This window comes from Oscillibacter sp. UBA6647, assembly GCA_002455655.1.
In the GTDB taxonomy this organism is placed as follows: domain Bacteria; phylum Bacillota; class Clostridia; order Oscillospirales; family Oscillospiraceae; genus Oscillibacter.
This window is the reverse complement of sequence record DKLF01000079.1, coordinates 2,353-14,948: the sequence shown is the minus strand read 5'-3', so window position 1 is coordinate 14,948 and position 12,596 is coordinate 2,353. Positions and strand designations below refer to the sequence as shown.

The window sequence follows — 12,596 nt, the reverse complement described above, 5'->3', positions numbered from 1 at the left end:
CCGATCTCACATGGCCCGCGGTGCCGATAATCACATGCTTCATTGCAAGCACTCCCTCAGCGCATCCACAATGCAGGAAAACTCGTCCTCCCGCAGCGTCCGTGCGTCCAGCAAATAACGATCATGGGCCACCCGGCCGATGATGGGCCGCTCCCGCAATCGCATGGCGGCTTCCAGCGCGTCCACGCCGCCCCGCCCCGGCATCACCGCCACAGCAAAGCTCGGCAGCGTCTGGGTGGGGACGCTGCCCCCGCCCACCTGATCCTCTTCAGGAACCACCTCCGCGTCCACGCCTGCTTCCCGCGCCAGCGCGCACAGCCGCTGGGCGCGCATCCGCAGCATTTCCGGCGATTGTGCCAGCATGGCGAGAGTGGGCAGTTCCGTTTCCGCCGTTTCCTCCACATAAGCACGTAGGGTGGCTTCCAGCGCCGCCAGAGTCATTTTATCCACACGCACCGCCCGGTAGATGGGATGTTCCCGCAGAAGCGAGAGAAATTCCTCCCGCCCCACGATAATTCCCGCCTGGGGTCCGCCCAGAAGCTTATCCCCGGAAAAGGAGACCACGTCCATTCCCGCCGCCACGGATTCCTGCACCGTTGGCTCGTCCCGCAGGCCCAGCCGCGCCAGATTCACCAGCGATCCGCTGCCCAAGTCCTCGATGACCGGAAGGCCCCGGCTGCGGCCAAGCGCCGCCAGCTCCGCCGGGGGCACAGCTTGAGTAAATCCCACCACCCGAAAATTGCTGGTGTGGACCTTCATCAGTGCCCGGGTGTCCGGGCCGATGGCTTTTTCGTAATCCCCAAGACGGGTTTTGTTGGTGGTCCCCACTTCCCGCAACCGGGCGCCACAGGTCTCCATAATTTCCGGAACCCGGAAGGAACCGCCAATTTCCACCAGCTCGCCCCGGGAGACGACCACCTCTCCCCCCTCCGCCATGGCGGAGAGAATCAGCAGCACCGCGGCTGCGTTGTTGTTCACCACAAGAGCACTTTCCGCGCCGGTAAGGCGGGTCAAAAGTCCCTCCACATGGGCGCAGCGATGCCCCCGGCAGCCGCCCTCCACGTCGTATTCCAGCGTGTTATAGCTCCGGGCAACGTTTCCGGCCGCCTCTGCCGCCCGCTCCGACATACACGCCCGGCCCATGTTCGTATGCAATACAACGCCGGTGCCGTTGATCACGCTACGCAAAGACGGCAGCGCCGCCTGCCGGGCAACCGCCTCCACCGCCGCGCACAGCGCCGCTTTGTCCGGCGGCGTGTCCCGCCCGCCAGACAGCAGCTCCCGCCGAAGGTCCTCCAGCACGGCGCGGACCGCGTCCGTCGCCGTCCGGGCGGAGTATCTTTCCGCCAAAGCCTGCACAAACGGCTCCCTTAAAAGCTCGTCCACCTTGGGAATGGCCCGCAGGTATTCCTGATTCATGTCACGCACCCCCTCCGCTCCCCTCCCTTTTGGGGGAGCGCACATTTTTCGCAAGCATGCCCCGTCGGGCGGATTTCAGCGCAGCCTGATGCGCTTTTCTCCGGTATAGGGTTCGACAATGCCGATCCGCTGGGCACTGGGGACGCAGTCTTTCAGTTCCGCAAACAGCGCGTCCGCGTCCTCCGCCGCCACGGCAATCAGCAAGCCCCCGGCGGTCTGTGGGTCGAACAGCAGGTCCTGCTTGGCAAGCTCTGTGTCGCCCACGTCCACCCCCGGCTCGGCAAAGGTGCGGTTGCGATACATTCCGGCGGGAAGAATCCCCATTTTTGCAAGTTCCAGCGCCTCGGGAATCAGGTCGATCGCCCCTACGTCTATGGTCAAGGTTACGTCGCTGCCCTGCGCCATTTCAAAGCCGTGGCCCAGCAGTCCGAAGCCGGTGATATCGGTGCAGGCGTGGACGCGGTACTTCACCATGGCGTCCCGGGCGGAGCGGTTCAAGGTAGTCATCAGCCGGTACATCAGCTCCGCCCCCTCAGAGGAGAGCATCTCCGCTTTCTGGGCCGTGGACAGCACGCCGATGCCGATGGGCTTGGTCAAAAGCAGCACGTCTCCGGGCTTCGCCCCCGAATTGGTGAGAACCTTGTCGGGATGGACAAAGCCGGTGACGCACAGACCGTATTTCGGCTCGTCGTCCAAAATGCTGTGGCCCCCGGTGATGAGCGCCCCCGCCTCGTACACCTTGTCATACCCACCCCGAAGCATTTGGTGCACCGCTTCTTTTGGCATGGACTCAGGCACGGCCATGATATTCAGGCACAGCTTGGGTTCTCCGCCCATGGCGTACACGTCGGACAGGGCGTTGGTGGCCGCGATCTGGCCAAAGAGATAGGGGTCGTCCGCAATGGGCGGAAAAAAGTCAACCGTCTGTACCAGAGCAAGCTCGTCGCTGACCTTGTAAACCGACGCGTCATCACTTTTATCAAAGCCCACCAGCAGATTGGGGTCGCTGTGGACCCGGATGCCCTCCAGCAACTGGCTCAGCACCCCCGCGCCCACCTTCGCGCCGCACCCGGCGCATTTTGCCAGCTTTGTCAGCTTGACATTCTGTTCTTCCATGGATACGCCCCTTTCCCGGCTTCCAAAAAAGCCGTCCCGTTTGCTCTCAACATACCATGCGCCCCGCCCGCTGTCAACGGATGACGGACGGGCAGCAGCGTAGAAAACACAAGAAATGACTGCGCAAAAAACGCGCGGGAGAAACATTTTTCAGTCTCTCCCGCGCATTTTATTCCGGAAAAATTAAATTTTGGCAAATCACATACAGTCGGTTCCACCGCCCCACAAGGAACGTTTTCCGCCCGCTGTGCAACAATTTTGCCTGCGGCGCAACGCTTTACGGCAAATTTCCTCGCCGCTCTTACACCGAAACGGATTCGGACAGCTCCAGTCCCGGGTTGTGCTTGAGCAAAAAGCCCACGGACCACTCCCCGCCGAAGGCGATGAGATGCCTGCCCCGGAAATCCTCCAGCACCTCCGCGCCCATGCACAGCGTCAGTTCCTTCGGGTCCTCCACGGGGCTGGCGGAGATGCGGCGCAAGTGCTCGTAGGGCAGACCGTACATATACAGCTCCACACCGTATTCGTTTCTCATGCGGTACTCGAACACGTCGAATTGCAGCGTGCCCACCACGCCCACAATGACCTCCTCCATGCCCGCGCCCGGGACCTTGAATATCTGGATGGCGCCCTCCTGCGCAATCTGCTCCGTGCCCTTGATGAACTGCTTGCGCTTCATGGTGTCCTTGGGACTGACCCGCATGAAATGCTCCGGCTCGAAGGTGGGAATACCGGAGAAATGAAACTTTTTTCCCGGCACGGTAATGGTGTCTCCGATGGAAAAAATGCCGGGGTCGAACACGCCGATGATGTCGCCCGCGTAGGCCTCCTCCACAATCTCCCGCTCGGCTGCCATCATGGTCTGGGGCTGGCTGAGGCGCATTTTCTTGCCGGTCTGCATGTGATAGACCTCCGCGTCCCGCTCAAACTTTCCGGAACAAATACGCATAAAGGCAAGCCGGTCCCGGTGGGCCTTGTTCATGTTGGCCTGAATCTTGAAGACAAAGGCGGAAAAATCAGGGGAAAACGCGTCCACCTCGCCGCAGTCCGCCGTGCGGCTCAGGGGCGGGGTGGTCATGCGCAGAAACTCCGCCAGAAAAGGCTCCACGCCAAAGTTGATCAACGCAGACCCGAAAAACACGGGGCTGAGCTTTCCGGCGCGGACGGCTTCCATATCAAATTCCCGGCCCGCACCCAGCAGCTCCACCTCGTCCCGCAGGGTGCTCCAGCGTCTTTCGCCGATCAGCTCCCCTACCTTCGGGTCGTCCAAATCCACCTCGGTGGCCTCCGCCTTTTTCCCGTGGCCCTCGCCCTGAAAAAAGAGGATGCGGCTCCGCTCCCGGTCATAGACCCCGGCAAACTCTCTGCCGCAGCCGATGGGCCAGTTGACCGGATAGGTGTCGATGCCAAGCTCTCGCTCCACCTCTTCGCACAGTGCAAGAGGGTCCTTCGTCTCCCGGTCCATCTTGTTGATGAACGTGAAAATGGGGATGTTCCGCAGAGCGCAGACGCGGAAAAGCTTGCGGGTCTGCGGTTCCACACCCTTGGCCCCGTCGATGACCATGACGGCGGAATCCGCCGCCATCAGCGTGCGGTAGGTATCCTCGGAGAAATCCTGATGGCCCGGGGTATCCAGAATGTTGATGCAATAGCCCCCGTGCTGAAACTGCATCACCGACGAGGTGACGGAGATGCCGCGCTGGCGCTCAATCTCCATCCAGTCGGAGGTGGCGGCCTTGGCCCGCTTGCCCTTCACCTCACCGGCCTGGGCAATGGCGCCGCCGTACAGCAGAAATTTTTCCGTAAGGGTGGTTTTACCGGCGTCGGGATGCGAAATGATCGCAAACGTGCGGCGCCGGGAGATTTCGTCTTTCAGGGCGGACATGGCGTTACTCCTTCGTTCTTATGAATCTGATGAACCTTTTTAATTTATCACATCGCCGGGTGCTTTGCAAGGGGACCTCTGATTAAATCGACATATGGAGAACATCCGGCGGACTTTTTGCCCTGCAAGGCAAAATATTAACGAGCTTCGGACGGAAAATCAGCCGCCCAAGCGTGCATGCCGTTTTAATCAAGGTTCCCAAGATATTATCCGCAATTCCGGCGGGAAAATCAGCCTTCAAAGTCGTGGATACATCCCGTTGTTATCACTGAACGCCACTGTGCGCTATCCATAGCTTCTGATTCAGCATCGTGCCGCTTTCGTAAATTTCCCCTTTCTCCTGTCTTTTCAGGCGGAAGCAAGACCTTTATCCGTCGTTATTCTTCATTTGTCCATGGTCATCGCAGATGCGATGAGTCTGCGGGTATAATCAGACTGAGGCGCTTGGATGATTTGATTGGTTGCGCCATGCTCCACAATCTCACTGCCGTACATGACGTATACCCGCTGACAGATGCTGCTGACCAAAGCAAGGTCATGGGAAATAAACAGAAACGACATGCCGTTTTTTGTGCCAAGGTTGCGGAGCAACTGCAAAATCTGCGCCTGTACGGAAACATCCAGCGCACTGGTAGCTTCGTCGCAGAGCAGAAGCCGCGGCTTTGACGCAATTGCGCGGGCAATTGCCGCGCGCTGGCATTCCCCACCGCTGACATCCCGCGGATATGCGCGTGTAAATCCGGCGTCCAGACCGACTTCCATCAGGAGACGTTCGGATTCTTCCGCGCGAGCCTGCGATGATGGAAGAATCGGCCTCAGTGCGTCCTGAATGCTCTCTCCCAGTGTCAATCTGGGGTCAAAGGAAGAACGCGGTTCCTGAAAGATCATTTTCATATTGCGGTACGCTTGTTTGAGGGCCGCCCCCGTACTGCGTGTAATATCCGCGCCGCATAGTACGACGGAGCCGCTGTCCGGCGTATCCAGACGAGTAATCAGCCTTGCCAGTGTGGATTTTCCGCAACCGCTTTCCCCAACCAAACCGACGCATTCGTGTTCACCGACTGTCAGCGAAACGTCCCGCACCGCCTGAACAGGCAATGAATTGGCCTGACGAAATGTTTTTGAGATACATGACACTTCCAATATCGGGATTTTCATGTTTTTTCCCCTTCCCGGCAAAGCGTCCAATGCTCTGCGTGCAGAGAAATTTGCTGCATCTCTTTTGAAATGCATTCTTTTCGGGTATGGGGACACCGCGGTGCAAACGCGCAGCCTCGGGCGGGAAACGTCTCCGTCATTTGCCCGGGAATCCCTTTAGGAAAAGTTCCGTCCAACCGGGGAATTGCCTCCATCAGCGCACGGGTATATGGATGGGAGGGTGCGCGAAGCACACTCTCTCGATATCCGTATTCCACCACACGTCCGGCATACATCACGGCTACCTTATCAGCCATTTTGGCAACGACGCCCATGTCGTGGGTGATCATCACGATACAGGTGCCGAATTCGTCTCTTAGGCGCATCAGCTCATTGATGATCTGTGCCTGCACTGTTACGTCCAATGCACTGGTGGGCTCATCGGCCAGCAAAATGTCCGGCTTCAGCACCATGGCCAGCGCGGTGGCAACGCGCTGGTTCATTCCGCCGGAGAGCTGCGCGGGGCAGCTCTCCATCACACGGCGGGGATCCCTAAACTCCATACGCCCCAGAATTTCTTCCGCTTTTTCCGCGGAGGCTTTCCGGGAAATTCTCTCATGGGCGCGCATAGCCTCATAAAACTGAACGCGGATTTTCCGAACAGGGTCCAAAGAAGCGCCCGGTTCCTGAAACACGACCCCCAGACCCGTGCCGCGGACCGAGCGCATCTCCCGTTCCGTAAGGCTCAGCAGGTTATGTCCCCGGTATATAACTTCCCCGGCGGAAATTCGGACCCGTCTTGGAAGCCGCAGCACCGCATTTAAAAGCGTAGACTTTCCGCAGCCGCTCTCGCCGATTACACAGACGATCTCCCCTTCGTGCATATGCAGAGAAACGTCCCGCAGAATTTCTTTGCCGCACGGATAGCGCACGCAGAGATGATGGATATCCAAAAGTCCGGTGTGTTCCATGAACGGATCTCCTCTGCCGCTATGCAGCGGCCGTTTTTGCGGTAATCTGATAGTAATCCACAGGGCTTTGCTTCATGCCGGTCACCCCGGCTTTCATGACCAGGAACATATTTAGATGGAACAAGTAGCAGTAAGAACTGTCCTCCGTCGCGGTCTGCTGAATCTGAAGCGCGTAGTCCGAGCGCTTTTTCATATCAAATTCCGTTGCCATCTTTGTCAGCAGATCGTCAACCTGCGCATTGCTGTAGTGACCAAAGTTGCTGCCATTTCCGGTACCCATGGTATAGCTGAGGTAGGACAGAGGATCGCCGGTAGGCGTGGTGACATAGGCATAGACACAGATGTCGTAATTGTCGGCAGTCAGATAAGAGCTGACGGTCTCCACCTGTTCAAAGCTGACGTCCATGCCCAACTGAATCAAGGCAGACTGCAGGGCTTGAGCGGACTGGGGAAGCCCCGTGCGACCATAGGTAATGAGACGCAAAGAAACTTTTTGACCATCCTTATCCAGAAAGCCATCGCCGTCCGTATCCACATAGCCGCTGCTTTTGAGCAAGGCTTTGGCACCTTCGGGATCATAGTCGGGAACATCCGTCATAAGATTGTCATCCCCATAGCTCAGGTAGTCTGGGAATGCGGACTTGGTTGGGGTTCCGGCCCCGCTGAGCAGGACGGAGGCATAGGAATTTTTATCGGTCGCCATACAGATCGCACGGCGGAAATTCTCGTCGCTCATAAACTTATGGGATTGATTAAAATAGAGCATGTAGACGCGGGTTGTGGCTGCCTGAGAGACCTGAAAGGCAGCATCGCCCTTGAATTGGCTAAGCGTGTCATAAGACAAACCGTAGGCCGCGTCGATCTCACCGTTCTGCATCGCCAAAGACAGGGTGTCCGTGTCGGAGATCGCTTTGATGGTTACGCTTTTGCTTGCCGGCGTTCCACCCCAATACTGATCAAAAGGCTCCAAATAGGCCGAGGAGTCTTCCACATACTGTTTCACTACATAAGGGCCTGTGCAGACCGGATACTCTTCAAAATCTCCAGAACCACCGTCCGCGGCAGCATCCACAATGCAGGCGTATGGGTCGCATAGGGCGTTGAGCAGTATTGGATTGGGTTCTGTGGTGGTAATCGCCACCGTATTTCCGTCGGCGGAAATAGACTCGATCATCAGGTCGGAAGCGGCCCGGTCATTTGTTGCCACCAGCCGTTCCAAACTGCTTTTAACCGCCGCGCCGTCCATCGCGTCGCCATTGTGAAACAGCACGTCCCCCCGCAGGGTCAATGTCCAGGTCAAGTTGTCATCTGACAGGGAGTAGTCTGTTACCAGATTCTTTTGGATATTAAGGCTGTCGTCCAGAGAAAACAGCGTCTCGCCGATTCCATAGCGGACGGTTGCCCAGCCGTTATAATCATCAGCCGGATCCAGCTTTGTAAAAGCATAGGTTCCAAATGCAAAATCGGTCCGACTATCTCCGCCGGTCGGCGTGCTTGAGGCTGCGGGCGCACCGCCGCAGGCGCTCAGAGATTCGACTGCCAGCAGCAATGCAAGCAAAAATGCCTTTTCTTTTTTCATATTTTTCTCCATAGTAACTATTTGAATTTTGCAGCGGGTCCAGCACGTCCCGCACACTGTCTCCCAGCAGGTTGAAAAGAATGGAGGTCAGACAGATCGCCGCTCCGGGATACAGCACAAGCCAAGGGGCTTGTCCCATCAGTCCTCTGCTGTCGGAAATCGCGCTTCCCCAGTCGACGGAGGAAGAGCCCAGCCCCAAAAAGCTAAGGCCCGACAGCGCGAGAATCGTGCCGCCGACGTTCAGCGACGCGGTGACGATTACCGGCCTCATGGCGTTAGGCAGAATATGACGGAACAGAATGCCGGCGCTGGTCTGCCCGTTCAGCCGGGCGGCCAGAACAAAGTTTTCCTGCCGGAGGGAGATCACATAGCTGCGGGAAAGTCTTGCATACTGAGGCCAGCCCGTGGCGGCCAGCGCAATGACCACGTTTTGCAGACCTGCGCCCAGCATTCCTGCAACCGCCAACGCAAGGATCATGCCCGGAAACGCCATAAAAACATCCACGAACCGCATCAAAACAGCATCCACTGCTCCGCCGAAGTATCCGCATATCATCCCAACGGCGCATCCCAGCACCACGGTCAGCGCCACGATTGCCAGCGCGGAGAAAACGGAGAGCGGCGCACCCGCCAAAATTCTTGAATAGACGCACCGGCCCAGCCAATCCGTGCCAAAGGGATACTCCGCGCAGGGAGATAGTTTCGCGTGAGCCAAATCTGCGAAATCCGGATCATTTGGCATCATGCTCCGGGAAACCATGCAGAAGACGCATAAGGCGACGGTCGCAGCCAGGAGAAGATACATTCGTAAACGGGCGGATCGGTTTACGGCATTCATCTTATGACACCTCCCGTCCGCGGCGGATGCGCGGGTCCAGAAAATAGTATGACAGATCAGTCAGCAAATTGATGACAACGTAAATCACGGACATACAAACCACAAACGCCTGAATGACCGGGTAGTCCCGTTTCAGTATCGCATCCATTACCAGATAACCCATACCGCGCCAGACAAAAATCCGCTCCACTGCCGCGCTGCCGCCCAGCAGGGAACCAATCGACATGGATATGAGCGTAACAATGGTCACCATCGCATTGCGCAGGACATCATGAAACAGGACCGTCCGCAGCCTGATCCCGCGGGAAATCGCGCCGTCCACATAGCTGCGTCCAAGCTGTTCCAGAACCGCTGCACGTACCTGCCGGATGTATTTTCCCGTCATGGGAATTGCCAGCGCCAGTGTCGGCAGAATCAATCCTTCGGCGGTTTCAGATGCAAGGACAGGAAGCAGCTTCAGCTTCACGGCAAAGAGTTGCAGCAATAGCAGCGACACCAAAAAATTTGGAAGGGAGTTTCCAAGGAAACTCAAAAAGCGCAGCAGATAGTCAATAAAACGCCCTTGACAAACCGCAGTCAGAATACCCAGCGGAACAGACAGGGCAATGGTCATCAGCACGGAGGTCAGCGTCAGGGCAAGCGTTTTTGGCAGCGCAAGGCACAGTTGCGCCGCCACGGATCGCCCATCCACCAGCGAAATCCCCATATCTCCCCGCACAAAGCGCCACAGCCAATCAAGGTATTGCGTCAAAAACGGCCTGTCCAGACCGGCCTTATGCCGCATGGCTTCCACGACGGTTTCCGATACCGGAATCCCCTGCGCCTGAAGCAGCATCTCCACCGGGTCGGACGGGGAGAGATACATCAGGCCGTAGGCAAGAAAGGTGACTCCCAGCAAAACCGGCAGCAAGGCCAGAAGGCGGCGCAGCGTATAGAGCAGCAGAGGATGTCGGCTTAATCGTTGGGCCACCTTGTCGTACTCCTTCACTTGACGGCGCGGATCATGAACATTGGCGTCGCACCGTATAATAGTTTTTCCTTGCTGCTCCAGAGACTGTCTGTAATATCCCGCTGAACGGATACATCGTGATAACCCGCGGCCTTCAACAGCGGTAAATCCCAGTCTGGCCGGATGCAGGTGCCAAGGCGATGCGCTTGGAGCTGATCCGGATCTTCCACCTCACGGCGGTGGTCGGCGCTGAAATTTGAGCCATAGGTCTGAAAGCACAGCGCCTCTCGTCTGGCGAACTCCCGGCGAATTTCCGAGTCGGTCTGCATCAAATGCCAGTTTGCGTCAAAAATCAGAACAACGCCGTTGTTCCGCAGGACGCGAAACCATTCGCAATAGGCTTTTTCCTGCTCCCGCAAAGCATGCGTCACATTCCGGCTAATCACAAGGTCGAAGGAGCCGTCAGCAAACGGAAGGCGATGACAGTCTCCCTGCAAAAGCAGCGGACGCACACCCGCTTCGGCGGCATTTTGGGATGCCTGCGCCAGCATTCCACCCGCGCCATCCAACCCCACTGTCCTATGTCCCGCCCGGGAAAGCAGAATCGTAAAAAACGCGGGGCCACAGCCCACGTCCAGAATATCCAGAGGAGCGTGCGCCGGTGCACCTTCCAGAATCAGTTTTGACCATGCGTCGGCGCGGAAGCTTTGCAGTTCTTCCCGGACGATTCGGCTGTAATTCTCCGCCGCCCCCGACCAGTGATCGTCAATTTCCCGTTGGGTTTGCGTGATTTCTTCCGTGCTGCCCGGCTTTTCCGCGCAAATCAGGAAGTCGCTGATTACGCTTTGCGCTTCGCCGCTTTCGGGGTCATGGAACGTCAGAGGATACGTCTCCGTTTGGAGTTTTCCCACACCCAAATCAAGCAGGGCGTGGAGATCCCACTCCGGCCGTCTTTTGTTGGACAGGGGCAGGTTTCGGGCAATTTCATTGATCGGCGCGGGGTCCACACCGTAACAGGAGCTGTGCGTTCCATCCCTTGACTGATTTGCTTTGCGGTACAAATCGTCATAATAATAAAGATAGTGGTTTCCATCCATGACCAAAAGACGACCGCCGGGTCGCAGAATCCGCAGCCACTCCCGGTATGCCTTTTCGGGCTCTTCCAGATTCCACACCAGATTTCGGGATACGACATAGTCAAAGCTCTCGTTTTCAAAAGGGAGATGCTGCGCGTCGCACCGCACGGTTTTCACAGGGACGCCTTCCTCGGCAAAGTTGGATTCTGCCTGTTCCAACATTTTTTCAGAATAGTCTGTGGCGGTGACGCGGTGCTGCTCCTGCGCCAGTAAAATGGAAAAAAAGCCGGGGCCGCAGCCGATATCCAAACAGTCCAGACGGCTGCCTTCCGGTGCGAAGGTCCGCAGCTTCTCTCGGAAAAACGCCGCCCGGTCATCCTTTAGCTGTTCGTGAATGGTTTTCGAATATCCATCCGCACGGGTGTCCCAGTAGGCAGAAATTTTGCTTAAATACATATAGCCCCTCCACTGGCATCAAATTTGACCGGTTCCGGCCGAGTCGGAATAACTTCCGAATCTGGCCTTGACAATTAAAAACCATTTGAGCCTCAGTCCGGTTCTTGGCAGCACGCTCCGGATGTGAGTCTGCCAAACGCCTATCCGGCTTATATCTGCCGGACGATGTCGTTCCAGACTTGCTGGAAGGGAAGGCGGCTCTTCTTCGCAGCGGAGGCAACATCCTCATATTCCGGCTTCTCACGATGGATCCCCATTCCGTCGGCACACTTGATGCGGATGGATCCATAGGTTGTCTGTGCGGTCCGCAGGCTGGGAACCAAAATATATTTGGCGCAGCGCCGGGCCCGAACGCCGTTGGAGGTGGTTTCTTCCAAAACAGCCTGCGCCATCCGCTCTTCGTCCGCAGTCCTGCACAAAATGGTGAGGGAGACTCCGGGGCGACCCTTCTTCATGGTTATGGGCGCCGCAGAGACGTCCAACGCACCCCGGGACATGAGCCGGTCGGATGCAAAGGACAACGCCTCTGCCGTCATGTCGTCGATGTGACAGCACAGCTCCACGATGCCCGCCTGCGCAGGATCGCCAGATTGTCCCAGAAACGCCCGAACGCAGTTGGCTGCGGGAAATTCTTTCTTTCCAACACCGTAGCCTACCTTTTCCGGAATCATGACGGGCATGGGACCGAACTGTTCTCCAAAATGCGCCAACAGCGCTGCCCCGGTGGGAGTGCAGAGCTCTCCGTTGATCTCCCCGGAATAGCAGGGAATTCCCTTGAGAAGAAACGCGGTGGCCGGAGCGGGCACGGGCATGACGCCATGTGCGCACCGAACATGGCCGGAGCCCAGATGGACCGGCGAGACATGAACAGCGTCCGGGTGAAGAAGCTCCATTGCAAGGCATACGCCCGTCACATCAATTATGGCATCCAACGCGCCGACCTCATGAAAGTGTACTTGCGTGACAGGGACACCGTGTGCCAGCGATTCTGCTTCGGCAATTCGATGATAGACGGCCCGGGCATTCCGACGAACCTTCTCCGGCACATTTAGATGTTCCAAAATTTCTGCAATGTCAGACGGAGCGGTATGATGATGCGTGTGCGTGTGCTCATGCTCATGCTCGTGGTCGTGCTCGTGCTCGTGGTCATGGTCGTGGTCGTGGTCGTGG

10 protein-coding genes are annotated in these 12,596 nt (G+C 57.4%); all 10 read right to left on the bottom strand.

Translation table 11 applies throughout. The features are described from left to right. Positions 1-39: 39 nt before the first annotated feature. Positions 40-1,419 (bottom strand): L-seryl-tRNA(Sec) selenium transferase, encoded by a 1,380-nt coding sequence (gene selA / locus B2W96_RS06005; protein ID WP_293009382.1) that lies wholly within the window; start codon positions 1,417-1,419, stop codon positions 40-42. Between the two features lie 75 nt (positions 1,420-1,494). Continuing rightward, a complete protein-coding gene (gene selD, locus B2W96_RS06000; protein WP_293009381.1) occupies positions 1,495-2,535 on the bottom strand; it encodes a selenide, water dikinase SelD in 1,041 nt (346 codons plus the stop codon). A 301-nt stretch (positions 2,536-2,836) separates the two neighbouring features. Beyond that, positions 2,837-4,420 (bottom strand): peptide chain release factor 3, encoded by a 1,584-nt coding sequence (locus tag B2W96_RS05995; RefSeq protein WP_293009380.1) that lies wholly within the window; start codon positions 4,418-4,420, stop codon positions 2,837-2,839. 384 nt (positions 4,421-4,804) lie between these two features. Further along, positions 4,805-5,578 carry an ABC transporter ATP-binding protein gene (locus tag B2W96_RS05990; RefSeq protein WP_293009379.1) on the bottom strand — a complete coding sequence of 258 codons (774 nt, stop codon included), beginning with the start codon at positions 5,576-5,578 and terminating at the stop codon, positions 4,805-4,807. Continuing rightward, entirely contained in the window at positions 5,575-6,528 is a 954-nt protein-coding gene (locus B2W96_RS05985; protein ID WP_293009378.1) for an ABC transporter ATP-binding protein, read from the bottom strand. The genes B2W96_RS05990 and B2W96_RS05985 overlap by 4 nt, the downstream gene beginning before the upstream one ends. Positions 6,529-6,547: 19 nt before the next feature. Further along, the gene (locus B2W96_RS05980) at positions 6,548-8,107 is read right to left on the bottom strand and encodes an ABC transporter substrate-binding protein (RefSeq protein WP_293009377.1); all 1,560 of its coding nucleotides are present in this window, start codon (positions 8,105-8,107) and stop codon (positions 6,548-6,550) included. Then, positions 8,001-8,852: an ABC transporter permease gene (locus tag B2W96_RS05975; RefSeq protein ID WP_293009376.1), complete on the bottom strand. Its 852-nt coding sequence runs from the start codon at positions 8,850-8,852 to the stop codon at positions 8,001-8,003. The genes B2W96_RS05980 and B2W96_RS05975 overlap by 107 nt, the downstream gene beginning before the upstream one ends. A gap of 94 nt (positions 8,853-8,946) precedes the next feature. Next, the gene (locus B2W96_RS05970; protein WP_293009375.1) at positions 8,947-9,915 is read right to left on the bottom strand and encodes an ABC transporter permease; all 969 of its coding nucleotides are present in this window, start codon (positions 9,913-9,915) and stop codon (positions 8,947-8,949) included. 14 nt (positions 9,916-9,929) lie between these two features. Then, entirely contained in the window at positions 9,930-11,426 is a 1,497-nt protein-coding gene (locus tag B2W96_RS05965; protein ID WP_293009374.1) for a class I SAM-dependent methyltransferase, read from the bottom strand. A gap of 149 nt (positions 11,427-11,575) precedes the next feature. Further along, positions 11,576-12,596, bottom strand: a 1,021-nt coding sequence (larC, locus tag B2W96_RS05960) for a nickel pincer cofactor biosynthesis protein LarC (protein WP_293009373.1), incomplete at its 5' end; no start/stop codon positions are given.

Bases quoted from the DNA above. Each gene is read 5' to 3' on its own strand.
- B2W96_RS05965 (WP_293009374.1), bottom strand. From the start codon at position 11,426: ATGTATTTAAGCAAAATTTCTGCCTACTGGGACACCCGTGCGGATGGA.
- selD (WP_293009381.1), bottom strand. From the start codon at position 2,535: ATGGAAGAACAGAATGTCAAGCTGACAAAGCTGGCAAAATGCGCCGGG.
- B2W96_RS05995 (WP_293009380.1), bottom strand. From the start codon at position 4,420: ATGTCCGCCCTGAAAGACGAAATCTCCCGGCGCCGCACGTTTGCGATC.
- B2W96_RS05985 (WP_293009378.1), bottom strand. From the start codon at position 6,528: ATGGAACACACCGGACTTTTGGATATCCATCATCTCTGCGTGCGCTAT.
- B2W96_RS05990 (WP_293009379.1), bottom strand. From the start codon at position 5,578: ATGAAAATCCCGATATTGGAAGTGTCATGTATCTCAAAAACATTTCGT.
- B2W96_RS05980 (WP_293009377.1), bottom strand. From the start codon at position 8,107: ATGAAAAAAGAAAAGGCATTTTTGCTTGCATTGCTGCTGGCAGTCGAA.
- selA (WP_293009382.1), bottom strand. From the start codon at position 1,419: ATGAATCAGGAATACCTGCGGGCCATTCCCAAGGTGGACGAGCTTTTA.
- B2W96_RS05975 (WP_293009376.1), bottom strand. From the start codon at position 8,852: ATGATGCCAAATGATCCGGATTTCGCAGATTTGGCTCACGCGAAACTA.